The 26127-nt window shown below is 68.5% G+C and carries 22 protein-coding genes; 13 read left to right on the plus strand and 9 right to left on the minus strand.

Annotated features, from left to right (window positions below; translation table 11 throughout):
- Positions 1–32: 32 nt before the first annotated feature.
- From ilvG to leuB, 8 genes are all read left to right on the plus strand, one after another.
- Positions 33–1769, plus strand: coding sequence for an acetolactate synthase 2 catalytic subunit (ilvG, locus tag ACXI0D_RS04885; RefSeq protein WP_049442927.1), 1737 nt, complete (start codon positions 33–35; stop codon positions 1767–1769).
- Complete coding sequence (locus tag ACXI0D_RS04890; protein ID WP_014038403.1) at positions 1753–2004, plus strand: ACT domain-containing protein; 252 nt, start codon at positions 1753–1755, stop codon at positions 2002–2004. Before ilvG ends, ACXI0D_RS04890 begins: the two co-directional genes overlap by 17 nt.
- 96 nt (positions 2005–2100) lie before the next feature.
- Positions 2101–3192 (plus strand): threonine dehydratase, encoded by a 1092-nt coding sequence (locus ACXI0D_RS04895; RefSeq protein WP_049442926.1) that lies wholly within the window; start codon positions 2101–2103, stop codon positions 3190–3192.
- Positions 3189–4775: a 2-isopropylmalate synthase gene (locus ACXI0D_RS04900; protein ID WP_049442925.1), complete on the plus strand. Its 1587-nt coding sequence runs from the start codon at positions 3189–3191 to the stop codon at positions 4773–4775. Before ACXI0D_RS04895 ends, ACXI0D_RS04900 begins: the two co-directional genes overlap by 4 nt.
- Before the next feature lie 10 nt (positions 4776–4785).
- On the plus strand, positions 4786–5565 hold the full coding sequence (locus ACXI0D_RS04905; protein ID WP_049442924.1) for a class I SAM-dependent methyltransferase: 780 nt from the start codon (positions 4786–4788) through the stop codon (positions 5563–5565).
- A 60-nt stretch (positions 5566–5625) separates the two neighbouring features.
- Positions 5626–7044, plus strand: coding sequence for a 3-isopropylmalate dehydratase large subunit (gene leuC, locus ACXI0D_RS04910; RefSeq protein WP_049442923.1), 1419 nt, complete (start codon positions 5626–5628; stop codon positions 7042–7044).
- Positions 7044–7622: a 3-isopropylmalate dehydratase small subunit gene (leuD, locus tag ACXI0D_RS04915; RefSeq protein WP_049442922.1), complete on the plus strand. Its 579-nt coding sequence runs from the start codon at positions 7044–7046 to the stop codon at positions 7620–7622. The genes leuC and leuD overlap by 1 nt, the downstream gene beginning before the upstream one ends.
- On the plus strand, positions 7612–8673 hold the full coding sequence (leuB, locus tag ACXI0D_RS04920; protein ID WP_119006757.1) for a 3-isopropylmalate dehydrogenase: 1062 nt from the start codon (positions 7612–7614) through the stop codon (positions 8671–8673). Before leuD ends, leuB begins: the two co-directional genes overlap by 11 nt.
- 48 nt (positions 8674–8721) lie before the next feature.
- Here the strand turns inward: leuB and ACXI0D_RS04925 are convergent, their stop codons facing one another.
- Positions 8722–9756: a hypothetical protein gene (locus ACXI0D_RS04925; protein ID WP_479642370.1), complete on the minus strand. Its 1035-nt coding sequence runs from the start codon at positions 9754–9756 to the stop codon at positions 8722–8724.
- 206 nt (positions 9757–9962) lie between these two features.
- On the minus strand, positions 9963–10736 hold the full coding sequence (locus ACXI0D_RS04930) for an SDR family oxidoreductase (protein ID WP_119006759.1): 774 nt from the start codon (positions 10734–10736) through the stop codon (positions 9963–9965).
- Positions 10737–10853: 117 nt separating this feature from the next.
- Between ACXI0D_RS04930 and ACXI0D_RS04935 the strand changes: the two genes are divergently transcribed.
- Entirely contained in the window at positions 10854–11759 is a 906-nt protein-coding gene (locus ACXI0D_RS04935) for a LysR family transcriptional regulator (protein ID WP_049442919.1), read from the plus strand.
- 204 nt (positions 11760–11963) lie between these two features.
- Here ACXI0D_RS04935 and ACXI0D_RS04940 read toward each other — a convergent pair whose 3' ends face one another.
- Positions 11964–15125, minus strand: a complete 3162-nt coding sequence (locus tag ACXI0D_RS04940) for an efflux RND transporter permease subunit (RefSeq protein WP_479642371.1) — start codon at positions 15123–15125, stop codon at positions 11964–11966.
- Between the two features lie 4 nt (positions 15126–15129).
- Positions 15130–16260 (minus strand): efflux RND transporter periplasmic adaptor subunit, encoded by a 1131-nt coding sequence (locus ACXI0D_RS04945; protein WP_119006760.1) that lies wholly within the window; start codon positions 16258–16260, stop codon positions 15130–15132.
- Between the two features lie 119 nt (positions 16261–16379).
- Between ACXI0D_RS04945 and ACXI0D_RS04950 the strand changes: the two genes are divergently transcribed.
- The 3 genes from ACXI0D_RS04950 to ACXI0D_RS04960 all read left to right on the plus strand — a co-directional run bounded on the left by ACXI0D_RS04950 (position 16380) and on the right by ACXI0D_RS04960 (position 19219).
- Positions 16380–17060 (plus strand): TetR/AcrR family transcriptional regulator, encoded by a 681-nt coding sequence (locus ACXI0D_RS04950; protein ID WP_479642372.1) that lies wholly within the window; start codon positions 16380–16382, stop codon positions 17058–17060.
- Between the two features lie 136 nt (positions 17061–17196).
- Complete coding sequence (locus ACXI0D_RS04955; RefSeq protein WP_014648346.1) at positions 17197–17844, plus strand: protein-L-isoaspartate O-methyltransferase family protein; 648 nt, start codon at positions 17197–17199, stop codon at positions 17842–17844.
- 16 nt (positions 17845–17860) lie between these two features.
- Complete coding sequence (locus ACXI0D_RS04960) at positions 17861–19219, plus strand: TolC family outer membrane protein (RefSeq protein ID WP_049442915.1); 1359 nt, start codon at positions 17861–17863, stop codon at positions 19217–19219.
- 100 nt (positions 19220–19319) lie between these two features.
- Here the strand turns inward: ACXI0D_RS04960 and ACXI0D_RS04965 are convergent, their stop codons facing one another.
- Entirely contained in the window at positions 19320–20564 is a 1245-nt protein-coding gene (locus ACXI0D_RS04965; protein ID WP_049442914.1) for a hypothetical protein, read from the minus strand.
- A 223-nt stretch (positions 20565–20787) separates the two neighbouring features.
- Positions 20788–22086 carry a lipid IV(A) 3-deoxy-D-manno-octulosonic acid transferase gene (gene waaA, locus ACXI0D_RS04970; protein ID WP_049442913.1) on the minus strand — a complete coding sequence of 433 codons (1299 nt, stop codon included), beginning with the start codon at positions 22084–22086 and terminating at the stop codon, positions 20788–20790.
- A gap of 60 nt (positions 22087–22146) precedes the next feature.
- Here waaA and ACXI0D_RS04975 point away from each other — a divergent pair, with 60 nt between their 5' ends.
- Positions 22147–23064 (plus strand): LpxL/LpxP family Kdo(2)-lipid IV(A) lauroyl/palmitoleoyl acyltransferase, encoded by a 918-nt coding sequence (locus tag ACXI0D_RS04975; RefSeq protein WP_049442912.1) that lies wholly within the window; start codon positions 22147–22149, stop codon positions 23062–23064.
- A gap of 42 nt (positions 23065–23106) precedes the next feature.
- Here the strand turns inward: ACXI0D_RS04975 and ACXI0D_RS04980 are convergent, their stop codons facing one another.
- The 3 genes from ACXI0D_RS04980 to ACXI0D_RS04990 all read right to left on the minus strand — a co-directional run bounded on the left by ACXI0D_RS04980 (position 23107) and on the right by ACXI0D_RS04990 (position 26121).
- Positions 23107–23556 (minus strand): REP-associated tyrosine transposase, encoded by a 450-nt coding sequence (locus ACXI0D_RS04980; RefSeq protein WP_049442911.1) that lies wholly within the window; start codon positions 23554–23556, stop codon positions 23107–23109.
- A gap of 137 nt (positions 23557–23693) precedes the next feature.
- The gene (locus ACXI0D_RS04985) at positions 23694–25025 is read right to left on the minus strand and encodes an O-antigen ligase family protein (protein WP_049442910.1); all 1332 of its coding nucleotides are present in this window, start codon (positions 25023–25025) and stop codon (positions 23694–23696) included.
- Positions 25006–26121 carry a glycosyltransferase gene (locus ACXI0D_RS04990; protein ID WP_049442909.1) on the minus strand — a complete coding sequence of 372 codons (1116 nt, stop codon included), beginning with the start codon at positions 26119–26121 and terminating at the stop codon, positions 25006–25008. Before ACXI0D_RS04990 ends, ACXI0D_RS04985 begins: the two co-directional genes overlap by 20 nt.
- Positions 26122–26127 lie beyond the last annotated feature (6 nt).

Genomic DNA, 26127 nt, shown 5'->3' on the forward strand with positions numbered 1-26127 from the left:
GGCCTCCCCCACCCGCTTTGCAAGGTTCCCCCATGAACTCTTCCACACATCGCAGCGCGCCGCCCAACGGCGCGCGCTGGCTGACCCAGGCGCTGGAGGCCGAGGGCGTCCACACGCTGTTCGGCTATCCCGGCGGCACCATCATGCCGTTCTACGACGCGCTGGTGGATTCGTCGCTGAAGCACGTCCTGGTGCGCCATGAGCAGGGCGCGGCACTGGCCGCCAATGGCTTTGCCCGCGCCAGCAACCAGGTCGGCGTCTGCGTGGCCACCTCCGGCCCGGGCGCCTCCAACCTGGTCACCGGCATCGCCGACGCGATGCTGGACTCGGTGCCGATGGTCTGCATCACCGGCCAGGTCGCCACGCCGCTGCTGGGCACTGACGCCTTCCAGGAACTGGATGTGTTCGGCCTGACCCTGCCGATCGTCAAGCACAGCTGGCTGGTGCGCAGCGTCGACGACCTGCCGCGCGTGGTCGCCGATGCGTTCCGCATCGCCCGCGAGGGCCGGCCCGGCCCAGTGCTGATCGACCTGCCCAAGGACGTGCAGCTGGCCGATGCCAGCCATCTGCCGGCGCACGTGCCGAGCAGCGTCGAGCCGCCGCCTGCGCCGGCCGAAGCGGCCATCGCCGAAGCCATCGCCGCACTGGCGGCCGCCGAAAAGCCGGTGGTCTACGCCGGTGGCGGCATCGCGCTGGGCGATGCGGTGCAGGACCTGCGCGCTTTCGTCGAAGCCAGCGCCATCCCCACCGTGATGACCCTGCGCGGGCTGGGCGCGCTGCCGGCCAACCACCCGCAGTCGCTGGGGATGCTGGGCATGCACGGCACCCGCGCGGCCAACATGGCGGTGCAGGAAAGCGACCTGCTGCTGGTGCTGGGGGCGCGTTTCGATGACCGCGCCACCGGCAAGCTGGCGGAGTTCGCACCGTTCGCCCGTGTCGTCCACATCGATGCCGACGCCTACGAGATCTCCAAGCTGCGCAGCGCCGATGTCGCCGTGCCCGGCAATGTCGGCCATGCCATCCGCGCCCTGCGTGCGGCCTTCCCCTCCCCCAAGGCCCACCAGGACGCATGGCGCAGGCGCTGTGCACAGCATCGCGATCGTTTCGCAGCGCGCTACGACGCACCGGGCCAGCACATCTACGCCCCGGCGCTGCTGAAGCGCCTGAGCGAGCTGGCACCGGCCGATGCGGTGATCGCCTGCGATGTCGGCCAGCACCAGATGTGGGTGGCGCAGCACTGCCGCTTCAACCACCCGCGCAACCACCTGACCAGTGGCGCGCTGGGCACCATGGGCTTCGGCCTGCCGGCAGCGATGGGTGCGCAGTTCGCCTGCCCCGATCGCACCGTGGTGCTGGTGTCCGGCGACGGCAGCTTCATGATGAACGTGCAGGAGCTGGCGACCATCGCGCGTTGCCGCCTGCCGGTGAAGATCGTGCTGCTGGACAACAGTTCGCTGGGCATGGTGCGGCAGTGGCAGGAGCTGTTCTTCGCCGAGCGTTACAGCGAGATCGACCTGTCCGACAACCCGGACTTCGTGGCGCTGGCGCAGGTGTTCGGCATTGCCGCGACCCGCATCGATGCACGCGATGACGTCGAGGGTGGGCTGGCCGCGCTGCTGGCCGAGCCCGGCCCCGCGCTGCTGCACGTGGCCATCGATGCACGCGCCAACGTGTGGCCGCTGGTGCCGCCGAACACCGCCAACAGCACGATGCTGGAAAGCAACCCTGCCCATGCCCGCCAGGAGACCCCCAATGCAATACCGGCTTGACCTGGTGCTGCACCCGGCCGAAGGCGCGCTGCTGCGCGTGATCGGCATGGCCGAACGCCGTGGCTTCGCACCGCGTGCGATCAGCGGTGCGCCGGTGGCCGCCGACGATGGCCGCTGGCACCTGCAGCTGGTGGTGGATGGCCAGCGCCCGGCGGAAACGCTGTGCCGGCAGATCGAGAAGATCTACGACTGCGTGTCCGTGCAGGTCACCGCCGTGGAAGGAGCATCCGTATGAACACCCGTACCGTAGTGACCACGGTGCCGGTACGGAGGCGTCTTCTTCGCCGCCCGTGCCCGCATGCGGCGGTCGCCTGCACCCCGCTGGTGGCCCATGCCGGCCGCTGATGCCAGCCAGGAAAGCGATGTCGGCGACGTAAGCGTCGCCGACGTACTGGCGGCGCAGGCCCGGCTGCGCCGCTTCCTGCCACCCACCCCGCTGCACCATGCCGAGCGCTTCGGCACCTGGCTGAAGCTGGAGAACCTGCAGCGCACCGGTTCCTACAAGGTACGCGGCGCATTGAATGCGCTGCTGGCCGGCCGCGAGCGCGGCGATACCCGGCCGGTGATCTGCGCCTCGGCCGGCAACCATGCCCAGGGCGTGGCGTGGGCGGCCTACCGCCTGGACGTGCCGGCCATCACCGTGATGCCGCACGGCGCGCCCGCCACCAAGATCGCCGGCGTCGCCCACTGGGGCGCGACCGTGCGCCAGCACGGCACCAGCTATGACGAGGCCTACGCCTTCGCGGTTGAACTGGCACAACGCCACGGCTACCGCTTCCTGTCCGCGTTCGACGATGCCGACGTGATCGCCGGCCAGGGCACGGTCGGCATCGAGCTGGCCGCGCACGCGCCGGATGTGGTGATCGTGCCGATCGGCGGCGGCGGCCTGGCCTCCGGCGTTGCTCTGGCGTTGAAGTCACAGGGCGTGCGCGTGGTCGGCGCGCAGGTGGAGGGCGTGGATTCGATGGCGCGTGCGATCCGTGGCGACGTGCGCGAGATCGCCCCCGTCGCCTCGCTGGCCGATGGCGTGCGGGTGAAGATTCCCGGCTTCCTGACCCGCCGCCTGTGCACCTCGCTGCTGGACGATGTGGTGATCGTGCGCGAGGCCGAACTGCGCGAAACCCTGGTCCGGCTGGCGCTGGAGGAACACATCATCGCCGAGGGCGCGGGTGCGTTGGCGCTGGCGGCCGGCCGCCGCGTCGCCGGTCGCCGCAAGTGCGCGGTGGTCTCCGGCGGCAACATCGATGCCGGTGTCCTGGCCGGCCTGCTCACCGACATCCGTCCGCGCCCGCCACGCAAACCGCGGCGACGGCGCAGTGAAACCCCGCGCTCGCCGGCCAAGGCCAGCGCTCCCGCATCCCCCACGTCTTCCCCTTCCCCCCTGCAAGCCGTCGCACCCGCTGTCGAGGAGATTTCCCTGTGACCACCATCGAACGAATTACCACCCCGCGCATCCGCATCTTCGACACCACCCTGCGTGACGGCGAGCAGTCCCCCGGCTGCAGCATGAGCCCGCCGCAGAAGCTGGTGATGGCGCGTGCGCTGGACGAACTGGGCGTGGACATCATCGAGACCGGCTTCCCGGCCAGCTCGCAGTCCGACCGTGAGGCGATGGCACTGATCGGCCGCGAACTGCGCCGCCCGAGCCTGAGCCTGGCGGTGCTGTCGCGCTGCCTGCAGGCCGACATCGAGACCTCCGCACGTGCGCTGGAGGCCGCAGCCAACCCGCGCCTGCACGTGTTCCTGTCGACCAGCCCGCTGCACCGCGAGCACAAGCTGCGGATGACCCGCGAGCAGGTACTGGAGTCGGTACGCAAGCACGTCTCGCTGGCCCGCTCCTACATCGACGACGTCGAGTTCTCTGCCGAGGATGCCACCCGTACCGAGCTGGACTACCTGATCGAGGTTTCGCGCGTGGCCATTGCCGCCGGCGCCACCACCATCAACCTGCCCGACACCGTCGGCTTCACCACGCCGGAAGAGATCCGCGCGATGTTCCAGCAGGTCATCGCCGGCGTCGCCGACGTGCCCAATGCCGCCAATGTGATCTTCAGCGCGCACTGCCACAACGACCTGGGCCTGGCGGTGGCCAACTCGCTGGCCGCCATCGAAGGCGGTGCACGCCAGGTCGAGTGCACCGTCAACGGCATCGGCGAGCGCGCCGGCAACTGCTCGCTGGAAGAGATCGCGATGGTGCTGAAGGTACGCCAGGCCTTCTACGAGCAGGACAGCTCGATCAACACCCCGCGCATCGTCGGCACCTCGCAGCTGCTGCAGCGCCTGGTCGGCATGCCGGTACAGCGCAACAAGGCCATCGTCGGTGCCAACGCGTTCGCCCACGAATCGGGCATCCACCAGCACGGCATGCTGCGTCATCGCGGCACCTACGAAATCATGCGTCCGGAAGACGTGGGCTGGGAAGATTCGCAGATGGTGCTGGGCCGCCACAGTGGCCGCGCCGCCGTCGAAGCGCGCCTGCGTGCGCTGGGCTTCTGGCTGGACGAAGACGAACTGAAGCTGGTGTTCGAGCAGTTCAAGGGCCTGTGCGAACAGCAGCGCGTGGTCACCGATGCCGACCTGCAAACCTTGATGCAGGGCGGCTCCAACGCGCAGGGCTATCGCCTGGCGTCGATGACCATCAGCGACGTCGGCAGCCGCGCCAATGCACTGGTCGAACTGTCCGACCCGGACGGCAACCGCGTGGCCGAGACCGCGCAGGGCGACGGCCCGGTCGATGCGCTGTTCGGCGCGCTGTCGGCTGCCACCGGCGTGCAGCTGATGCTGGACAGCTACCACGTGCACAGCGTCGGCATCGGCGCCGATGCGCGCGGCGAAGCCAACCTGAGCGTGCGCCACGAGGGCGTGGAGTACGACGGCACCGGCACCAGCAAGGACATCATCGAAGCCTCCGCGCTGGCCTGGCTGGATGTGGCCAACCGCCTGCTGCGCCAGCGCCAGGCCACCACCCACAGCAGCACCGACGTTCCCACCCCCGCCACCGCCTGAGGAACCCGACATGAGCGCCTTCGACACCCCCACCCCGACCAGCGCCGCTGGCCAGCAGTGGAACGCCCAGGATTATGCGATCGACGCCGGCTTCGTGCCGCTGCTCGGCGGCGCGGTATCGCGCCTGCTCGACCCGCGCGCCGGTGAACGCATCCTCGACCTGGGCTGTGGCGATGGCGTGCTCAGCACCGAGCTGGCGCTCAGCGGCGCGCACATCCACGGTGTGGATGCCTCACCGGAACTGGTGATCGCCGCGCGTGCGCGCGGCGTCGATGCGCAGGTGATGGATGGCCACGCACTGACCTTCAACGCTGAGTTCGATGCGGTGTTCAGCAATGCGGCACTGCACTGGATGGGCACCCCGGACCGCGTGCTGGAAGGTGTGCGCCGCGCGCTGCGCACCGGCGGCCGCTTCGTCGCCGAGTTCGGTGGCCATGGCAACGTGGCCACGATCATCGCGGCGGTGCAGGCCGCGCGAGTGGCCCACGGCCATGGTGCCAGCGCCTTCCAGTGGTACTTCCCCACTGCCGATGCCTACGCCGATCGCCTGCGCCAGCATGGCTTCCAGGTGCAGCTGATCGAGTGCACGCCGCGCCCGACCGCACTGCCGACCGGCGTGGCCGGCTGGCTGCGCGTGTTCGCCGCACCGCTGCTGGACGACCTGCCGGCCGAGGCACGCGCCACCGTGCGCGAGGCCGCCACCGCACTGCTGGCCGATCTGCCGCGCAATGCTGCTGGCCAGCCGCTGGCCGACTACGTGCGGCTGCGGGTACTCGCCCGTCGCCGCTGACATGATCCATTCGTTATCTTTCCCGATGTCCGCACCTTCGTACTTCTGCCAGGCACACGCATGACCTCCGCACCCCGCACCCTGTACGACAAACTGTGGGACGCCCACGTGGTTGTCCCTGAATCCGACAGCGCGCCCGCCGTGCTGTACATCGACCTGCACCTGATCCACGAGGTGACCTCGCCGCAGGCGTTCACCGAGCTGCGCGAACGCGGCCTGTCACCGCGCAGGCCGGACCGCACCAAGGCGACGATGGACCACTCCACGCCGACCCTGCCGGCCGCCGCGGACGGCACGCTGCCCTACGCCAGCGCCGCCTCCGAGGCGCAGGTCGCCACGCTGGCGCGCAATTGCGCCGAGCACGGCATCGAACTGTTCGACATGGCCTCGGACAACCGCGGCATCGTCCACGTGATCGCGCCGGAACAGGGCTTTACCCAACCCGGCATGACCATCGTCTGTGGCGACAGCCACACCTCCACCCATGGTGCGTTCGGCTCGCTGGCGTTCGGCATCGGCACCAGTGAAGTCGGCCACGTGCTGGCCACGCAGTGCCTGCTGCAGCGCAAGGCCAAGACGTTCGCCATCACCGTCGATGGCCCACTGGCGCCAGGCGTCGGCGCCAAGGACGTGGTCCTGCACATCATCGGCGTGATCGGCGTCAACGGTGGCACCGGCCACGTGATCGAGTTCCGAGGCAGCACCATCGAAGCGATGGACATGGAACAGCGCATGACCCTGTGCAACATGTCGATCGAGGCCGGCGCACGCGCCGGCATGGTGGCGCCGGACCAGGTCACCTTCGACTTCGTCGCCGCGACCCCGCGTGGTCCCAAGGGCGCCGACTTCGACGCCGCAGTGGCGCGCTGGCAGCAGCTGCGCAGCGATGAGGGCGCACGCTTCGACAGCGAAGTGCACATCGACGCCGCTGATATCCGTCCGACCCTGACCTGGGGCACCCATCCGGGCACCGCCATCGCAGTGGATGCGCCGATTCCGGCGGCCAACGATGCCGCCGCACAGAAGGGCCTGGACTACATGCACTTCCAGGCCGGCAGGGCGTTGGCGGGCACGCCGGTGGACGTGGTATTCGTCGGCTCGTGCACCAATGGCCGCCTGAGCGACATGCGCGAAGTGGCTCAGGTGCTGCGCGGCCGTCGCGTCGCCGAGCGGGTACGCATGCTGGTGGTACCGGGCTCGGAGATCGTCAAGCGCGAGGCCGAGGCCGAAGGCATCCACGAGATCGTGCGCGCGGCCGGTGCCGAGTGGCGCGAGCCGGGCTGTTCGATGTGCATCGCCATGAACGGCGATCTGGTTGCGCCCGGCCAGCTGGCCGTGAGCACCAGCAACCGCAATTTCGAAGGCCGCCAGGGCCCCGGTTCGCGCACGCTGCTGGCCTCGCCGATGAGCGCGGCATGGGCCGCGGTGAACGGGCACGTTGCCGATACCCGCGAACTGTTCGCACAGGAGGTGGCGTGATGGCCGGCTTCCGTACCCTGACCTCGGCCAGCGTGGTGCTGCGCCAGACCAACATCGACACCGACCAGATCATTCCGGCGCGGTTCCTGTCCACCACCGAGCGCGCCGGCCTGGGCCGCAATGCGTTCAATGACTGGCGCTGGCAGGCCGACGGCGCACCGGTGGCCGACTTCGCCTTCAACCAGCCGCACAACGCCGGCCGCAGTATCCTGCTGGCCGGCCGCAACTTCGGCTGCGGCTCCTCGCGCGAGCATGCGCCGTGGGCACTGACCGACCTGGGCCTGCGCGCCATCGTCAGCAGCGAGATCGCCGACATCTTCCGCGGCAACTCGCTGAAGAACGGCCTGCTGCCGATCGTGCTGGACGAGGCCGACGTGCAGGCGCTGATGCAGCGCCCGGATGATGAGCTGACCATCGACGTGGCCTCGCGCGAACTGCGCACCCCGGATGGCCGCGTCTATTCCTTCCCGCTGGATGGCTTCTCGCAGACCTGCCTGCTGGAAGGCGTCGACCAGTTGGGGTATCTGTTGGGCCGTGTCCCTGAAATCGAACGCTACGAGAGTGAGCATGCACGCTGAAATTGTTGTCCTGCCCGGTGATGGCATCGGCCCGGAAGTGGCCGCCGCGGCAGTGGCCGTCCTGAAGGCGGTCGCCGAACGCTTCAACCGCACCTTCACCTTCAGCGAGCACGACATCGGTGGCATCGCCATCGACCGCCACGGCGAGCCGCTGCCGGCGTCGACCCTGGCGGCTTGCCAGGCCGCGAATGCGGTGCTGCTGGGCGCGGTCGGCGGCCCGAAGTGGTCCGACCCGAACGCCAAGGTGCGCCCGGAGCAGGGCCTGCTGGCGATCCGCAAGGCGCTGGGCCTGTATGCCAACCTGCGTCCGGTGCGTACCCATGAAGCCGCCCTGCACGCTTCGCCGATCAAGGCGGAGCTGCTGCAGGGGGTGGACTTCGTGGTGGTGCGTGAACTGACCGGCGGCATCTACTTCGGCGACAAGACCCGCGATGCCGACAGCGCCAGCGACCTGTGCCGCTACACCGTGGCCGAGATCGAGCGCGTGCTGCGCAGTGCGTTCCGTCTGGCGCAACAGCGTCGCGGCAAGGTCACCTCGGTGGACAAGGCCAACGTGCTGGAAACCTCGCGCCTGTGGCGTGACGTGGCGGCACGCATCGGCCGCGAGGAGTTCCCGGACGTGGCACTGGAACACCAGCTGGTCGATTCGATGGCGATGCACCTGCTGGCCAAGCCGCGCGAGTACGACGTGATCGTCACCGAGAACATGTTCGGCGACATCCTCACCGATGAGGCGTCGATGCTGGCCGGCTCGCTGGGCCTGCTGCCGTCGGCCTCGCTGGGCGAACCCGGTGCGGTCGGCATCTACGAGCCGATCCATGGTTCGGCCCCGGACATCGCCGGCAAGGGCATCGCCAATCCGTACGCGACGATCTTCAGCGCGGCGATGCTGCTGCGCCATTCGCTGGGGCTGGAAGCGGAAGCCGCCGCGGTGGAAGCGGCGGTGCACGCCGTGCTGGATGATGGCGTGTTCACTGCCGATCTGGCCGCGAAGGGCCAGGCGGTGAGTACCGCCGCCGCCACGGATGCGGTGCTGGCGAAGCTGGGCTGATGCATGACGGTGTCGGGCACTGCCCGGCACCGGCGCGCCCGCATAGGGCTACCGTCCGCTGTGGATCGCCTTGGACGTCGCACACCCCATCAGTGTGCGCCCATCGGCGGTGCGCACCACGAAGCGCTCGCGCGGCCGCTCCTGCAGAGGTGCTGCCGGCAAGGTCCAGATGATTTCCCCGGCCGCCGTAGCACCTGGAATCGCCGCCTGAAGTGCATCGTCGACGGGCACCATGCCCAGGTCCGCTGCAACATGGCCTGATGCGTAACTGGGCTCGATCATCACCGACGACACGGCCAGGCCATGCACGCTGATCGGCGCATCTAGCGTTATCCGCTCGCAACGGGAGCCGCCTTCGCGAGCCATGCATGCAGGTGCGTCCAGCGCGCGTACCTGCGCCGGCCACCCAAGCGGGCTGTGCGCGCTGACGCGCGTCCAGAATTCGCCAAAGCGCTGCCAGGCCGCCGTGTCCGCGCGGCACTCCAGAACCGCTACCAGGTCCTCGCGCAGGCGGTCGGCCGCCTGCTGGTCGTCCAGTTTCTGATATCGCTCCCGGTAATCACACGACAGGCGGTTGCCTGCGCCCTCGCTTCGTATCACCCGCCAGGCCTGTGCCGCCGCAGCATCATCCGACGATGGTCGCCACCAGACCCGGAACGGCTCGTGCAGCGTGCTGGTCCGCATCTGCAGGCCGTCCTCGGCCACGATGCGGTCACGCTGGACCGCGTTGATGGACATGCCCAGGCCAAGGTCGTCGGCCAGCAGCTCGCCGGTGGTGATGCCATTGGCGGTGATGGGCGCAGGCAGTTCGATGCGCGTCGCCGCGCTCTCGATCTCGGGGTGATCGGCTGCGATGAAGCGCCAGCCACGCAGGTGCGCCGGTCGTTCCGTTGCTACACCATAGCGTGCGGCACGCAGCTGGCTGCCCAGTGCCTGCCGCTCCGTCGGTGTCGCGCGGCATTCCAGCACGGCGATCAGGTTCTGCTGGAACCGCAGGGCATCGGTGTCTGCCGGCCTTGCATCGGCAACGCCGCTGGAGGCAATCAACATCAACGTGAAAGCGTGGAACGTGCGAGGGAACATGCTGGCACTCCGGGCCCCAGGACAGCCGCCTATTGTGCCGCGATCCCAGCCAGGATCGCGGCACTTTCTATTGTCCACTCAGACTGCTGCAAATCTGCCGATGGTTGGCCGTAGATCCACGCCATGGGTGGATGTTCCTGGCTCCGGTTACGCTCATCCACGCATGGCGTGGATCTACTGGACCCTTGCGCTCGCGCGACGCGTCTCTACTTGGTGGTGTAGCCACCATTGACGAGGATGGTCTGCCCGGTCATCCACCAGCCATCGGTGACCAGGAAGCGGATCCACGGCACGATGTCGGCGATGTCGGTCAGGCCGGTACGGGTGAACGCCGAAAGCGCCGCCGCGGTCTTGTGATACGCCTGCGCATCGGCGCTCTCGGCCGGATAGAAGAAAGGCGTGTCCATCGGACCCGGGCCGATCGCGGTCACCGAGATGCCGCGTTCGCCGAACTCCTTCGACGCCGCGCGGGTGAAGTGCTCGACCGGTGCCTTGGTGCCGGCGTAGCTGGAATAGAACGGCGTGAATGCGCCCAGCAGTGAGGTGACCAGGGTGCAGATGCGGCCACCGTCGTTGACGTGGCGGCCGGCCTCCTTCAGGAAGAAGAAGGCAGCCTTGGCGTTGACCGCGCTCATTTCGTCGTACTCCGCTTCGCTGATCTCCAGCAGCGGCTTCTTCAGTACCTTGCCGACCGTGTTGATGGCGATGTCAGGGCGACCGACCGCTGCCACGGCATCGGCGAACAGGCGCTCCATCGCTGCGGCCGACGTCAGGTCACCCTGAAAGGCAACGGCCGTGCTGCCGGCGGCCTGCACGGCGGCAACGGTCGCCTCTGCATCGGCCTGGGTGGCGGCGCTGTTGTAGTGGATGACGATGGCTTTGGCGCCCTGGCTGGCGAAGTCGCGGGCCAGCAGGCCGCCCAGGTTCTTGGCGCCACCGGCGATCAGCACGGTCTTGCCCTTGAGGGAATGGTCGGTCATGGCGTCTGTCTCGGGAGGGGGCTGCCCGGGGTGGCAACCCTGCCCTGCCGACGATATCGTGCAGAAAATGCGGATAAAGCCCGCCACATTGACTTAACTTTCCAGAGCAAGCGAACAATGGACCGGATCGATCGCTTCCGCATCTTCACCCGGGTCGTGGAATGCGCCAGCTTCACCCGCGCCGCCGACCAGCTCGGCCTGCCCCGCTCCACCGTTTCCGCGGCAGTAGCCGAGCTGGAGCAGCGCCTCGGCACCCGCCTGCTGCAGCGCTCGACCCGGCGGGTCTCCACCACCCACGACGGCGACGTGTTCCATGCCCGCTGCCTGCGCCTGATCGCCGAAGTTGAAGACGCCGAATCGCTGTTCCGGCAGGACGACGCGCAGCCGGTGGGCCTGCTGAAGATCGATGTGCCCAGCCGCATCGGCCGCCGCATCCTCGCCCCGGCGCTGCCCGACTTCTTCGCGCGCCATCCGCAGGTGGAAGTGGACCTGGGCATGACCGACCGCGCGGTGAACCTGATCGAAGACGGCTGTGACGCGGTGCTGCGGGTCGGCCAGCTGGGTGATTCCAGCCTGGTCGCGCGCATGCTGGGACAGCTCGACTTCGTCAACGTCGCCGCGCCGGCCTACCTTCGCGAGCACGGCGTACCGCAGCATCCTGCCGACCTGCAGCAGCACCGCGCGGTGAACTACGCATCGCCGACCACGGCGCGGGTGGAACCGTGGGAATGGCAGGACAGTGGCCAGCTGCGCACGCTGCCGATGCCTGGCTGGGTACGGGTGAACAGCGCCGAGGCCTCGATCGCGTGCTGCGTGGCGGGGCTCGGCCTGCTGCAGATTCCGCGCTACGACGTGCAGGCCGAACTGCAATCCGGTGCGCTGGTTGAAGTGATGCCACAGCACGTGGCGCAACCGCTGCCGGTGACCCTGTTGCAACCGCATCGGCAGCACCGCGCGCAACGCGTGCAGGTGTTCATCGAATGGTTGCTGCCAGTGCTGCGGAGCGGCCTGCAGCTGCAGTAGATCCACACCATGCGTGGATGCACGCCGCGCAGATCAGTAGATCCACGCCATGCATGGATGCACGCATCAGTGCCAACCAAGGTTGGCACCTACCAGGCCCACCGCGGTAGATCCACGCCATGCGTGGATGTGCACAACGTGGATGGGGTCAGAGCCCTTTCCCAGCGGGAAAGGGCTCTGACCCGGGCCTGAAAACCCGGGGCATCAAGCCCCGGATTCATCCGACTTGACCCGGAACCACGCCGCGTACAGCGCCGGCAGGAACACCAGGGTCAGTACCGTGCCCACGATCAGGCCACCCATGATCGAGATCGCCATCGAGCCGTAGAACGCACTGCGCGACAGCGGAATCATCGCCAGCACGGCCGCCAGCGCGGTCAGCACGATCGGGCGGAAACGGCGCACGGTGGCATCGATGATCGAATGCCAGCGGTCATGCCCGGCATCGATGTCCTGCTGGATCTGGTCGATCAGGATCACCGAGTTGCGCATGATCATGCCGGCCAGTGCGATCGTGCCCAGCAGCGCGACGAAGCCGAACGGCGCGCGGAACAGCAGCAGGAACAGGGTCGCACCGATGATGCCCAGCGGCGCGGTCACCAGCACCATCGCCGCACGCGAGAAGCTGCGCAGCTGCAGCATCAGCAGCGTGGCCACCACCACCAGGAACAGCGGCATGCCGGCCTTGATCGAGTTCTGCCCACGCGCCGAATCCTCCACGGTGCCGCCGGTCTCCAGCAGATAGCCGCTGGGCAGCTCGGCACGGATGTCATCCAGCGTGGGCACGATCTGGTGCACCACGTCCAGCGCCTGCATGCCATCGCTGATGTCGGCGCGCACGGTCACGGTCGGCAACCGGTTGCGGTGCCAGATGATGCCGTCCTCGAAGCCGTACTCCATCGTCGCCACCTGCGACAGCGTGATGCTGCCGCCGTTGGCGGTCGGCATCGACAGGCTGGACAGCAGCTCCAGCTGGTTGCGTTCATCGGCCGGTCCACGCAGCAGCATCTCGATCTGGCGGTTGCCTTCGCGATACACGCTCACCGACTGGCCGGCCAGCGAACTGGCCAGGAACTGGCTGACCTGGGCGCTGCTCACGCCCAGCGCGCGGGCACGCTCCTGGTCGATCACCAGCCGCACCACCTTGCTCGGCTCACTCCAGTCCAGGTTGACGTTCATCACGTGCGGGTTCTCACGCACCTTGGCCTCGACCTGGCGCGCGATCGCCTGCACCTTCTCGATGTGCTCGCCGGAGATGCGCATCTGCACCGGATAACCGACAGGCGGGCCGTTCTCCAGGCGGGTCACGCGCATCTGCACGTCCGGGAACTTCGGGATCACCTCGTGCAGCAGCCAGTCACGGGTGCTTTCGCGCGATTTGATGTCCTTGGCCAACACCACGAACTGGGCGAAGTTGGTCGCCGGCAGCTGCTGGTCCAGCGGCAGGTAGAAGCGCGGCGAACCGGTGCCCACGTAGGACACGTAGTTGGCGATGCCCTCGCGGCTGGACAGCAGCTTCTCCAGCTTCTCGGCCTGGGCCTGGGTCGAGCGCAGCGACGCCCCCTCGGCCAGCTCGATGTCCACCATCAGTTCCGGCCGGGTCGAGTCCGGGAAGAACTGCTGCGGCACGAAGCGGAACATCATCAGCGAGAACACGAACAGCGCGATGGTCGCGGCGATCACCCACCAGCGGCGGCGCAGGCAGGCGTCGAGGAAGCGCCGGAAGCTGCGGTAGAACGGGCGCTGGTAGGGATCGTGGTCGTGCCCGTGCTGCGGCGGTGCGATCAGGTTGGCCAGCGCCGGATAGCGGTCGGCCCACTGCTGGCGCCTGGCCAGCCAGCGCGCGGACAGGCTGCCCGGCTTCGGCGGCTGCGGATTGAACAGGTCCGGCAGCATCTTGTCGCCCAGGTACGGGATGAACAGCACCGCTGCGATCCACGACACCACCAGCGCGATGGTCACCACCTGGAACAGCGAACGGGTGTATTCACCGGTGCTCGATGCCGCCGTGGCGATCGGCAGGAAGCCGGCCGCCGTGATCAATGTGCCGGTCAGCATCGGGAATGCGGTCGATTCCCAAGCGAAACTGGCCGCGCGCAGGCGATCGAAGCCCTGCTCCATCTTGGTGGCCATCATCTCCACCGCGATGATCGCATCGTCCACCAGCAGGCCCAGCGCCAGCACCAGCGCGCCCAGCGAGATCTTGTGCAGGCCGATGTCGAAGTAGTGCATGACGAAGAAGGTCATCGCCAGCACCAGCGGAATGGTCACGCCCACCACCAGGCCGGTACGCAGGCCCAGCGAGAAGAAACTGACCAGCAGCACGATCACCACCGCTTCGGTCAGCACCTGCACGAACTCGCCGACCGACTCCTCCACCGACTGCGGCTGGTCGGACACCTTGCGCAGCTGCATGCCGGCCGGCAGGGTCTTCTGCAGCCGCTCGAACTCGGCATCGAGGTTGGCGCCCAGCTTGAGGATGTCACCGCCGTCCTTCATCGCCACCGCCAGGCCGATCGCCTCCTCGCCCATGAAGCGCATCTTCGGCGACGCCGGGTCGGCGAAGCCACGCTTGACCTCGGCGATGTCGCCCAGGTGCACGGTGCGGTCGCCAGCACGGATCGGGAACTGGCGGATGGCGTCGATGTCGTTGAACTGGCCGGTCACGCGCAGCTGCACGCGATCGGTGGCGGTCTCGAAGAAACTGGTGCCGGTGATCGCATTCTGGTCGGCCAGCGCCTGCTGTACCTGCTGCATCGACACACCCAGCGTCGCCAGCCGGGTGTTGGACAGCTCGATCCACACCTTCTCGTCCTGCAGGCCGACCAGGTCGATCTTGCCGACGTCGGGCACGCGCTGCAGTTCCAGCTGGATGCGATCGGCGTAGTCGCGCATCACCGCGTAGTCGAAGCCCTTGCCGGTCAACGCATAGATGTTGCCGTAGGTGTCGCCGAACTCATCGTTGAAGAACGGGCCGACAATCTCGCGCGGCAGCGTCGCACGGATGTCGCCCACGCGCTTGCGTACCTGGTACCACAGGTCCGGGATCTGCCTGGAACGCAGGCTGTCGCGCGCCATGAAGATGACCTGCGATTCGCCGGGGCGCGAATACGAGCGGATGAACTCGTACTCGCCGGTGTTCATCAGCGCCTTCTCGATCGGCTCGGTCACCTGCCGCGAGACCTGTTCGGCGGTGGCGCCCGGCCACAGCGTGCGCACCACCATCGCCTTGAAGGTGAATGGCGGATCCTCGGACTGGCCCAGATGCTTGTACGACCATGCGCCGATCAGCGCGAAGGCAAGCATCGCGAACAGCACCAGCGGACGGTTGGACAACGCCCACTCGGAAAGATTGAAGCGGCGCACCGGCTTACTCCTTGGCCTTGGCGGCAGCGGCCGGCGTGGCCGGCTTCAGCACCGGGCGGTTCTGGCGGTCCACGGCGATCACCGGCTGGCCGGCGCGCAACAGGTGTCCGCCGGCAGCGACCACCCAGTCAGCGGCACCCACGCCGGACAGCACCGGCACCGTCTCACTGCCGTAGGCACCGGTGGTGACTGCTGCGGCCTTCAGCGTGCTGTTGGCCGGATCGACCACCCATACGCTGGCGGCACCGTTGGCACCGCGCTGCAGCGCGCCGAGCGGCAGCTGCAGGGTGCCGCGGCGGCCGGCGCTGCTGTAGACGCGCGCGCTCTGGCCCAGTTCGACATCGGCCAGCGCATCGGCGGGCAGGCTGACCCGGGTTGCATAGGTACGTGCCTGCGGATCGGCGGCGGCAGCGATCTCGCGGATCGTGCCCGGCAGGCGCTGGCCGGGGCGGTTCCACAGCTCCACCTCGACCGGCTGGCCCACCGCATAGTCGCGGATGGTGGCCTCGGGCAGGTCGATCAGCACTTCGCGCGCACCGTCGGCGGCCAGGTTGAAGATGGTCTGGCCGGCGGACACCACCTGCCCGGCTTCGGCCTCGCGGCTGGCGATCACGCCGTCGGCCGGCGCGCGCAGCTGTGCGTATTCGGCCTGGTTGCGCAGCACATCGAGGTTGGCGCGGGCCGCGTTGGCCTGCCCCTGCGCGGCCTTGAACGCGGCGGACTGCTGGTCCAGCTGCGAGCGGCTGACCAGTTGCTGGTCGGCCAGCACCTGGTAGCGCTTGAGGTCATCGCGGGCACGCACCAGATCGGCTTCGGCCGCCGCCAGCTGCGCCTGCGAGGCGCGCGCCTGCAGCGCGAAGTCGGCCACGTCCAGTTCGGCCAGCACGTCGCCCTTCTTCACCCGTTGCCCGGCATCGACGTGGCGCTTGACCAGGTTGCCGCCGACGCGGAACGACAGCGGACTTTCCTGCCGCGCACGCACCGTCCCCGGGAACGCCGCCGGCGCCTGCCCGGCCTGCTCGCCGGGGTGAACCACCAGCACCGGCACGGCCGCCTGGGGCGCCTGTTCCTGTCCCGAACAGGCTGCCAGCGCAGCCATCCACACCATACCGCCCATCCAGCGCACGATCTTCATCGGTCAACGTCCTGAAAACGCAGGGTTGCAACTAAGGGAGGAGCCGCGACTGCCGGCCCAATTTAATAAACCGGCCGGTATAGTATAAATATCGAACCGCTTGGTCTAGTATTGTCGTGATGAGTTCTCACACTTCCCGCAAGCCGTCGGCCAAGCCCGCTGCCAAGGCCGCCGGACCCGGGCGCCCCAAGGACCTCGGCAAGCGCGCGGCGATCCTTGAAGCAGCCAAGGCACTGTTCATCGAACAGGGCTATACCGGCGTGAGCATGGACACCATCGCCGCTCAGGCCGGCGTCTCGAAGCTGACTGTGTACAGCCACTTCGGCGACAAGGAGACCCTGTTCTCCGAGGCCGTGCAGTCAAAGTGCATCGAAATGCTGCCCGACGCGCTGTTCGTGGCCGACGCGGACGGTCCGCTGCGCGACCAGCTGATCGGCATCGGCCTGGCCTTCTTCGAGCTGATCACCTCCGACGCGGCGATCTCGATCCAGCGCATGATGATGGCGCCGGAGACCGACGAACGCCTGCGCGAGCTGTTCTGGCAGGCCGGCCCGGAGCGTACCTGCGAGGCCCTGGCCGACTTCCTGCGCGCCCGCGGCGAAGGCGGCGAGCTGGAGATCCCCGACTATTACCTGGCTGGCCAGCAGTTCCTGACCCTGGTCAAGGGCGAAGTGCACATGCATATGATGTGCGGCATGCCACTGTCACCGGTGGAGTGCGACCCTCTCACCCACGTGACCGCCAGCATCGACTTCTTCCTGCGCGCCTATGCGCCGCGAGGGGCCGGGACGGCTGAATAACCAAAACTGAACGAACCGGAGGTCGCGATGACTTCCGGCACTGCGACCCCGGCCCCCCGGCAGCTGATGCTCTGGGCGCGCCGCCGGCCTCCGGCACCGGTAAAATGGCCGGCCCACTGCGCTGGATTTGAACCTCATGACGATTGATTACGCCCACGCCCGCGAACTGATGGTGGAACAGCAGATCCGTCCCTGGGACGTGCTGGACATCAAGGTGCTCGACGTCCTGGCCCGCCTGCCGCGCGAGGCCTTTGTCGCCGATGCACACCGGGCACTGGCCTACGCCGATGTCGAACTGCCGATCGGCCATGGCCAGAAGATGATGAAGCCGGTCATCGAGGGCCGTACCCTGCAGGCGCTGGACCTGCAGCCGGGTGACGAAGTGCTGGAAATCGGCACCGGCAGCGGCTTCCTGTCGGCCTGCATCGGCGCGCTGGCACGCGACGTGCTGAGCCTGGAAATCGACCCGGAACTGGCCGCCGCCGCGCGCGCCCGCCTGGACGCCTCCGGCCTGGGCACCAACGTCCGCGTAGAAGTGGCCGACGCCCTGTCCTGGCAGACCGAACGCCGCTTTGACGTGATCTGTGTCACTGGTGCGGTCGACGTGGTGCCGTCACAGTTCGCTTCGTGGCTGCGTCCGGGTGGTCGCCTGTTCGTGATCCATGGCCGTTCGCCGGCGATGGAGGCCCTGCTGGTCAAGGCCGACGGAAGCAGCGAGTCCCTGTTCGAGACCGATATCGATTACCTGCGTGGTGCCGCCCCGGCCCCCCAGTTCCACCTCTGAGTCCAAGGAAGCCGCAATGATCCGCCGATCCCTCGCTGTTGCGCTGGCCACTGCCCTGCTGCCGTTGTCCGCCCATGCCGCCGACCTGCTGCAGGTCTACGAAATGGCGCGCAATGGCGATCCGCAGCTGTCCGCCGCCGAATCGACCCGGCTGTACGACAAGGAAGGCGCCGTGCAGGCCCGCGCTGCCCTGCTGCCGCAGATCAACGGCCAGGCCCAGCTGAACCGCACGCGCAGCGAGCCCAATGCCGACGCCAACTCCGGCTCGTTCACCAGCAAGCGCCGCACCTACACGATCGACGGCAGCCAGACGCTGTTCAACTGGACCCAGATCAACAACCTGCGCTCGCAGCGTGAGCTGAGCAAGGCGGCGGACTTCACCCTCGATTCGGCCAACGACAGCCTGATCGTGCGCACCTCGGCGGCCTACTTCAACGTGCTGGTGGCGATCGAATCGCTGAACGCCGCACAGACCAATGAAGCGGCCGCGAAGAAGCAGTTCGACTTCGCCGACAAGCGCCTGGAAGTGGGCCTGGCGCCGATCACCGACGTGCACGAAGCACGCGCCCAGTACGACCAGGCGCGCGCCAACACCATCGTTGCGCAGAACACCCTGGCCGATAACTACCAGGCCCTGACCGAACTGACCGGCCAGCCGGTGGTCAACCTGCGCGGCCTGCCGGCCGACTTCCGTCCGGAAGTGCCGGCCAACCGCGGCAACATCGATGAGCTGGTGCACCAGGCCACCAACCAGAATCCGGCGCTGAAGGCGCAGGAACTGAAGGTCAGCGCCGCCGAAGCCGGCGTGCAGGCTGCCCGTGGCGGCCATTACCCGACCCTGTCGCTGGGCGGCAGCTGGGGCAAGAGCGCGACCTGGGGTGACAGTACCGGCGCCGGATCGTTGTCGCCGGATGCACGCACCAACAGCATCGGCCTGACCCTGAGCGTGCCGATCTTCTCCGGTGGTGCCACCCAGTCCGGCGTGCGCCAGGCGCTGGCCCAGCGTGACATCGCCCAGGACGGCTACGAGCAGCAGAAGCGCGCCCTGGACCGCAACACCCGCAATGCCTACCAGACCCTGGTTCAGGGCATCAGCGAAGTGGAGGCACGCCGCCTGGCGGTAGTCTCGGCGCAGAGCGCATACGACGCCTCGCAGGTCGGCCTGGAAGTCGGTACCCGTACCGTGCTGGACGTGATCCAGAACCAGCGCATCCTGTTCTCGGCGCAGCTGGACTACGCCCAGGCCCGCTACACCTTCCTGCAGAACCGCCTGCTGCTGAGCCAGTCGCTGGGTGCGCTGGACGTGGCCGAACTGCAGGACGTCAACCGCCTGCTGACCCAGGACGCGGGCAACCCGGCAACGACCACGCACTGATCCGTCGCCCTGCCGGCAACGAAGAAGCCACCCGCAAGGGTGGCTTTTTTGCAGGCGGTGCATCCACACGCACCGACCCGTTGGGTGGCCCCGCGAACCGTCAGCCCGGCCATGCCCGCAGTCGCTCCAGCGCCGCAAGCAGGCATAGCGCGGCCGCCACGGGCGCCAGCATCGGCAGCACCAGTTCGCGACCGATTGCACCCTGCCCCGTGCCACTCCGCCGCCGCAGCACCGCCAGGCACAGCGCCGCCATCACCAACAGGGTTGCCGGACCCGGCAGCGCCGGCAGGCTGCCCAACGGCAGCCACAGCACCAGCATCACCGCCGGCAGCCCGACCCCCGCCGCGATCAGGCCGCGGGAACGTCCCACTGCTTCCCTCTCCCCCGGCCATAGCGACGTTGCCAGCCGCACGGCCAGCATCAGCAGCACCAGCTGCAGGGCGGCCAGGCCCGCTGCCCCAGCCAGGGGCAACAACGGCAGCATCCACTGCAACTGCGGATGCATCTGCAGCGCCACGGACAGGGGCCGGGTACTGGCCAGCGCGGAAAACTCGACCAGCCCGGCCTGCAGTGCCGCCAGCACGATCAGCAGCAACATCGCCAGCAACGAGACCAGCGCCAGCACAGCCGGCTGCCACATCGCGCCCTGGCGGCGCGGCGCAGGAAAGCCCAGTGCCAAGCCGACGCTGGCAAATACCCCCAGCAGCGGCACCGCAGCCGCCAGCACACCGCCCAGCCCGAAGCGATACGGCGCGGTCGCCGGTGGCAGCCAGGGAATCCAGTGCGCGTAGTGCACATGACGTGCCGCCAGCGCCAGCAGCAATACCCCGACACCGATCTTCACCGTCAGCAGGGCACAGGCCACCAGCACCGCACGCCGAGGCGGCAGCAACGCCAGCGCGCCCAGCACCAGCAGACCCACCACCGCCGTCACCTGTTCCGGCAGCCAGTCGCTGGCCTGGAGGCCTCCCGCGGCCAGCACCGCGTGTACATGGTGGGCCATGGACTGCGCCACGCCCGCCGTGGTCGCCACCAGCTCCAGCAGTAGGGCCACGCCCAACACGCCAGCCACCCGCGGCCCCCAGCTGGTGGCCAGCAGCCCATGCAGGCCCTCGGCCGCAGGCAGCTGCAGCACCAGATCCTGCAGGCAGCACAGCACCAGGCCAGCCCCCAGTGCGGCCAGCAGCAGGCTCAGCACGATGGCCGGGCCGGCCTGCGCCGCCGTTTGCTGGCCCACCAGCGCGATCACGCTGCCGCCCACCAGCAGCGTCAGCGCCACCACCGCCAGATGGTCCATGCCCAGCCGGGCCCCACCGGTGCCGTCCCTGCCCCTGTCGCCGTCCATCGCAAGTTCCCTTGATATCCGCCCAAGCGCGGTCGACAGCAGGCTGGCAGCCTGCGTCGCCCTGCGGAATCAGAATCGGTGCCGTGTGCGCCACGATGTGATGGCAGGCACGCTGCCAGTGGCAGGGTCGGTCCAGCAACGACAGAAAAATCGTCGCTAAGCAGAATTGATGAAGTTGATCACGACAATGCTCGACAGCGCCGCTGACGCCGCGCTGCCGCGATCACTCGCGCGGCGGTGGCAGGTGCGGCGCGACCAGGGCAAGCGTGCGCTGCAGCGCGCCGCGGCCATTGCTGACCAGCGTACAACCGGCGCGTGCCATGTCCTCGCGGGCCTGGGCATCGTCGAGCAGGTGCTGCAGCAGATCGCCCACCGCCTGCGCATCCTCGCCGATCAGCAGCGCACCGGCCTCGCGCATGCGCCGGGAGATTTCCGCAAAGTTGTGCAGGTGCGGACCGGTCACCGCCGCCGTTCCCATCGCGGCCGGCTCCAGCAGGTTGTGGCCGCCGATGGCCTGCAGGCTGCCGCCGACGAAGGCGACCTGGGCGCAGGCATAGAACGGCATCAGCTCGCCGAGGGTATCGATGACGAACACATCGGTGGCCGCGTGCGGCCACTGGTCCACGCGGCGGGTCGCCACGCTCCAGCCCTGTTCGCGCGCCAACGCTTCCACCTTCGGGAAACGCTCGGGATGTCGCGGTGCCCACAGCAGCAGCAGGTCCGGATGCTGCTGGCGCAGGCGCCGGTGCAGGTCGATCACCGCCTGCTCCTCGCCGTCATGGGTACTGGCGGCGATCCATACCGGGCGAGCGGCCGGTACCCGCGCATGGAACTGTTCGACGAAGCCCTGCACATCCGGCGTGGCGATGTCGAACTTCAGGTTGCCCAGCGCCTGCACCTGGCCAGGCTCCGCCCCCAGCTGCACGAAGCGCTCGGCATCGTCCTGCGACTGCGCGGCCACGCAGGTGACGGTGCGCAGCGCGCGGCGGATCAGTGCGGCCAGCAACCGGTAGCCGCGCAGCGAACGCGCCGACAACCGGGCATTGAGGATGTAGACCGGAATACCGCGGTCACGGCAGCCGAACAGCATGTTCGGCCACAGCTCGGTTTCCAGGATCAGCGCCAGGCTGGGCTGGAAATGGCCGAGGAAGCGGTTGACGCTGCCCGGCACGTCGTACGGCAGGTAGACGTGGTCCAGGGCGTCGCCCCACAGCGCGCGTACGCGCTCGGAGCCGGTCGGGGTGATGGTGGTGATCACCCAGCGGATGTCCGGGCGCTGCTGGCGCAGGGCATTGACCAGCGGTGCGGCGGCATTGACCTCGCCTACCGAGACCGCATGCAGCCAGACCCGCGGCTGGCCGGTCGGCTGCGGATAGGAGGCGTAGCGTTCATCCCAGCGCCGGAAGTATTCACGGACCCGGAAGCCGCGCCAGACCAGGTGGTACACGGTGATCGGCAGCAGGATGTAGAGCACGACCGAATACAGGCCGCGCAGGATCCATTCGACAGGGTCTTTACGCATGCGGCAAGGATACGGGAGCCCCCGGGGAAAGACACGCGGCCGCCTTGGTAGAATGGACCCATGTCAGATGCCTCCACCGCCGTCCGCCCATCGCTGCGCGATCCGCGCAACTGGCCGATGTTCGCCGCCATGTTCGGCGCCTTCGCCATCGCCCGCCTGCCGTGGATGCTGCAGCGCGCGCTGGGCCGGGGCGTCGGCTGGATCACCTGGCGCCTGCTCGGCAGCCGCCGCCGCGCCGCCGAGGTCAACCTGCAGCTGTGCTTCCCCGAGAAGGACGAAGCCTGGCGCCAGCGCCTGGTGCGCGACAGTTTCGATGCGCTGGGCGTCGGCGTGTTCGAGTGCATCCGTGCCTGGTGGGGCAGCATTGACCGCATCCGCCCGCAGGTACGGATCGAAGGCCTGGAACACCTGCGGCAGATGCAGGCTGAAGGCCGCGGCGTGCTGCTGGTCTCCGGCCACTTCATGACCCTGGAAATGTGCGGACGCCTGCTGTGCGACTACGTCGACCTGTCCGGCATGTACCGCAAGCACAAGAACCCGGTGTACGAGTGGGCGGTGAAGTTCGGCCGCCTGCGCTATGCCAAGGCGATGTTCGCCAACGAGGACATCCGCGCGACCGTGCGCCATCTGAAGAAGGGTGGTTTCCTCTGGTACGCGCCGGACCAGGACATGCGTGGCAAGGACACCGTGTTCGTGCCGTTCTTCGGCCACACCGCGTCGACCATCACCGCCACCCACCAGCTGGCGCGGATGACCGGTTGTGCGGTGATTCCGTACTTCCACCGCCGCGAAGGCGGGAAGTACATCCTGAAGATTGGTGCCCCGCTGGAGAATTTCCCCAGCGAGGATGTGGAAGCCGATACCACGCGGGTCAACCAGGCCATCGAGGAGATGGTGCGCGAGGCCCCCGACCAGTACCTGTGGATCCACCGCCGTTTCAAGCGCCAGCCCGGCGGCCGGAGCGATTTCTACAAGTAGATCCACGCCATGCGTGGATGCTCTACATTCGGGCACCGGCACCTACAACGGCCAACGGCACCATGCGTGCGGGTACTCACCCAACGCGCTGGCCAGGCCCGCACGGACCGGATTGGCCAGGATGTACATCGCCTTCTCATGAAGGGATTCATCACTGCGTACGGCGTGATCGTGGTACCCGTGCTGCCACAGCGCCCCTCGCCGCTCCAATCGCCGGTTCAGCAGCCGACTGCTGCGCGACTTCAGCAGGGCCATGCACTCGGCCAGGGTTTCGCTGCGCAGCTCCATCAGCCAGTGCAGATGATCGGGCATCACCACCCAGGCGAGGCTGTGGCTGATACCGCGGCGCTCAACGAAGCGCAGGCAGTCAACCAGGATCGCCACGTTGGCGGCGTCGGCGAAGAGCGGTTCGCGTCCAAGGGTTGCCGTGGTCAGTGAATACACGTTCCCGGATCGGGAAAATCGACCGTAGCGGAGTCTGGGGCTGGCCATGCCTCCAGCGTGCGCGACCGGTGAGGACACCGATAGTGGAGATGTCGCCGTGTTCGGGTCGGGAAAGCCCCATCCACGCATGGCGTGGATCTACTGATCGGCGCCATGGTTGATCCCTGCCATGCGCGGGTGCGCGGTCACTTCAGCGGCGGGGAATCATCTGCGTCGCGGGCCAGCAGGCTGCCGGCGAACAGGGCCGCCAGCAGCACGGTCAGGCCACCCCAGAACGCGGAATAGAACGCCAGGTGTGTATTGAGCGGGAACACCGTGACCGCCAGCGCCAGCATCGCCGGTCGGGCGCGGTCACGCGCGGCCGGCGGAGCATAGCGCCAGGCCCGCCAGGCCTGCGCCACTGCCGCCAACCACAGCAGCAGGCCCAGCACGCCGGTCTCGGCAAGGATTTCCAGCACGATCTGGTGGGCGTGCAATGCCGGTTGGTTGCCCCACACGGCGGGGCCTTCGTCGGCCACGCAGGCCGGATACGCATCGCGGAAGCCGCGCGCACCGACACCGTTGACCGGATGCTCCTCGATCATGCACACGGCCGCGGTCCAGATCCGCGCGCGTCCCGAAAGCGCTTCGTCAACGCCCTGCCCGTCTTCGTTCCATGCCTGGGCCGTGCGCGCAACACGCTCGCGCAGCTGCGGCACGCCCACTGTCAGTGCGGCCGTGCCCAGCGCTGCCACCAGGGCAAGCAGGAGCAGCCGCTTCCAGCCGAACTGGCGCACGCCGCTGTAGGCCAGCACCAGTGCAAAGGTGATCCACGAGGCGCGCGAACCGGCCAACAGCAACACGCATCCCAGTGCGGCAGCGGCCAGCAGCCACCCCGCGCTGCCGAACCGCCGCGCCATCGGCAGCAGCAGGAACGGTGACAGGCTGGCCAGCACCTGGCCGAATTTCAGGTTGCACGGCCCGAGCGCGCCGCTGAGGCGGTCGGCCAGCGCGGCTTCGTCGGCCGGGCACAGCGCGTGGCCACTCACGGCCAGCTTCAGTTGTTCCAACGACCAGAACCATGGGCTGGTGCCGGCCAGCGCCTGCACCAGTGCGTCCAGCGTCCACGCGCCGGTGATCAGTGCCAGGCCACCGAAGGTCAGCCGCCGCCGTTCCGGTGTGGCCACCGCGATCGCCACCAGCCACATGAAGGGCAGGTAGCGCAGTCCGGCAGCGGCCTTGGTCCACGAGGCCGACGGATCGATGGCATCGATGGCCGAGAACGCCTGCGGCAGCCAGTAGCCAAGGAACAGGATCGAGGTCAGCGCCCAGGCTGCCGTGCTCAACAGGTGCGGGCGGCGCTGCAGCCGGCGCATGACCATGCGCGCGGCGGCATAGAGCGCGCCAAGGCCCAGCACGGTTTCGGCGATGCCCGGCAACGGCCACATCGTCACGTACGCCAGCACCCACCACGGCGCCCAGCGCCCGGCACGGTCGTCGCGCACGATGGCAGCGGGGTCAGCCGGCGAGATCGGCATAGAGGCGGAGGGTATCGCGCTGCATGGCCTGCAGGGTAAGCGGGATGCGGGTCGGCAAGGACGGCGGCTGCGCCAGCAGGGCCAGCGCACGTTCACCCAGCGCGCGCGCATCACCGAGCGGTACCGCGCCGCTGGGCTGCAGCTGCTGCAGCAGTTCGCCGACGCCACCGTGGTCCCAGCCCAGCACCGGGCGGCCGACCGACAGCGCCTCGACCACGGTGCGGCCAAAGGCTTCCGGCTTGTCCGACAGCTGCAGCACCAGATCGCTGGCGGCGTAAGCCTGGGCGATGCGTGCGGTCGGCGTGCTGATCTGTACGGCCTCGGCCACGCCCAATGCCGCAGCCTGGCGGCGCAGCTCAGCCACATAGGCCTCGCGCCCGGGTTCGTCGGTGCCCAGCATCCACAGCTGCGCAGGCACGCCGGCGGCACGCACGTCGGCCAGCAGCTGCAGCGCGTGGGCGTGGCCCTTCAGCCGGGTGCCGCGCCCGGGCAGCAGCAGCAGCGGGCCTTCAACCTGGGCCAGCCAGGGGTAATCGGCCGCCAGGGCCAGCCGCGGGCGACGGTCGGCACGCGCTACGCGTGGGAACTGGCCGACATCGACACCACGGGGAATGACCTGCAGTTTCTCTTCCGGCACCGTCGGGTAGTGGCGTTGCACGTAGGCGCGCACGGTATTGGACACGCAGATCACGCGTTCGCCGCTGGTCATCACCGCGCTGTAGCGGCTGGGCGAATTCAACCCGTGCACGGTGGTCACCCAATGCGGGCGCTGTGCGGCGGGCATGGCGCGGATCGCGTACAGGCCCAGCCAAGCCGGCAGCCGCGAACGGGCATGCACGATGTCCGCGCCAACCTCGGCAAACAGCCGGCGCAGGGTCGGCAGGTGGCGCAGGGTCAGCAGCGACTTGCGGCCAATGTCCAGGGTGAGGTGCTCGGCACCGCTGTCCAGCAGCGGCTGCACCAGGCGGCCGCCCGCGGATACGACCAGCGCGCGATGGCCGGCGGCAACCAGGGCCGCAGCAATTTCAAGGGTCGAGCGCTCGACACCGCCGGAGTGCAGCGCCGGCAGCAACTGCACCACGGTCAATCGGCGCATCGAAGG

This window comes from Stenotrophomonas sp. C9D9 (genome assembly GCF_056491205.1).

Coding starts and splice junctions, on each gene's coding strand:
- ilvG (WP_049442927.1), top strand. CDS start 33: ATGAACTCTTCCACACATCGCAGCGCGCCGCCCAACGGCGCGCGCTGG.
- ACXI0D_RS04890 (WP_014038403.1), top strand. CDS start 1,753: ATGCAATACCGGCTTGACCTGGTGCTGCACCCGGCCGAAGGCGCGCTG.
- ACXI0D_RS04895 (WP_049442926.1), top strand. CDS start 2,101: ATGCCGGCCGCTGATGCCAGCCAGGAAAGCGATGTCGGCGACGTAAGC.
- ACXI0D_RS04905 (WP_049442924.1), top strand. CDS start 4,786: ATGAGCGCCTTCGACACCCCCACCCCGACCAGCGCCGCTGGCCAGCAG.
- leuC (WP_049442923.1), top strand. CDS start 5,626: ATGACCTCCGCACCCCGCACCCTGTACGACAAACTGTGGGACGCCCAC.
- leuD (WP_049442922.1), top strand. CDS start 7,044: ATGGCCGGCTTCCGTACCCTGACCTCGGCCAGCGTGGTGCTGCGCCAG.
- leuB (WP_119006757.1), top strand. CDS start 7,612: ATGCACGCTGAAATTGTTGTCCTGCCCGGTGATGGCATCGGCCCGGAA.
- ACXI0D_RS04925 (WP_479642370.1), bottom strand. CDS start 9,756: ATGTTCCCTCGCACGTTCCACGCTTTCACGTTGATGTTGATTGCCTCC.
- ACXI0D_RS04930 (WP_119006759.1), bottom strand. CDS start 10,736: ATGACCGACCATTCCCTCAAGGGCAAGACCGTGCTGATCGCCGGTGGC.
- ACXI0D_RS04935 (WP_049442919.1), top strand. CDS start 10,854: ATGGACCGGATCGATCGCTTCCGCATCTTCACCCGGGTCGTGGAATGC.
- ACXI0D_RS04945 (WP_119006760.1), bottom strand. CDS start 16,260: ATGAAGATCGTGCGCTGGATGGGCGGTATGGTGTGGATGGCTGCGCTG.
- ACXI0D_RS04950 (WP_479642372.1), top strand. CDS start 16,380: ATGAGTTCTCACACTTCCCGCAAGCCGTCGGCCAAGCCCGCTGCCAAG.
- ACXI0D_RS04955 (WP_014648346.1), top strand. CDS start 17,197: ATGACGATTGATTACGCCCACGCCCGCGAACTGATGGTGGAACAGCAG.
- ACXI0D_RS04960 (WP_049442915.1), top strand. CDS start 17,861: ATGATCCGCCGATCCCTCGCTGTTGCGCTGGCCACTGCCCTGCTGCCG.
- ACXI0D_RS04965 (WP_049442914.1), bottom strand. CDS start 20,564: ATGGACGGCGACAGGGGCAGGGACGGCACCGGTGGGGCCCGGCTGGGC.
- waaA (WP_049442913.1), bottom strand. CDS start 22,086: ATGCGTAAAGACCCTGTCGAATGGATCCTGCGCGGCCTGTATTCGGTC.
- ACXI0D_RS04975 (WP_049442912.1), top strand. CDS start 22,147: ATGTCAGATGCCTCCACCGCCGTCCGCCCATCGCTGCGCGATCCGCGC.
- ACXI0D_RS04980 (WP_049442911.1), bottom strand. CDS start 23,556: ATGGCCAGCCCCAGACTCCGCTACGGTCGATTTTCCCGATCCGGGAAC.
- ACXI0D_RS04985 (WP_049442910.1), bottom strand. CDS start 25,025: ATGCCGATCTCGCCGGCTGACCCCGCTGCCATCGTGCGCGACGACCGT.
- ACXI0D_RS04990 (WP_049442909.1), bottom strand. CDS start 26,121: ATGCGCCGATTGACCGTGGTGCAGTTGCTGCCGGCGCTGCACTCCGGC.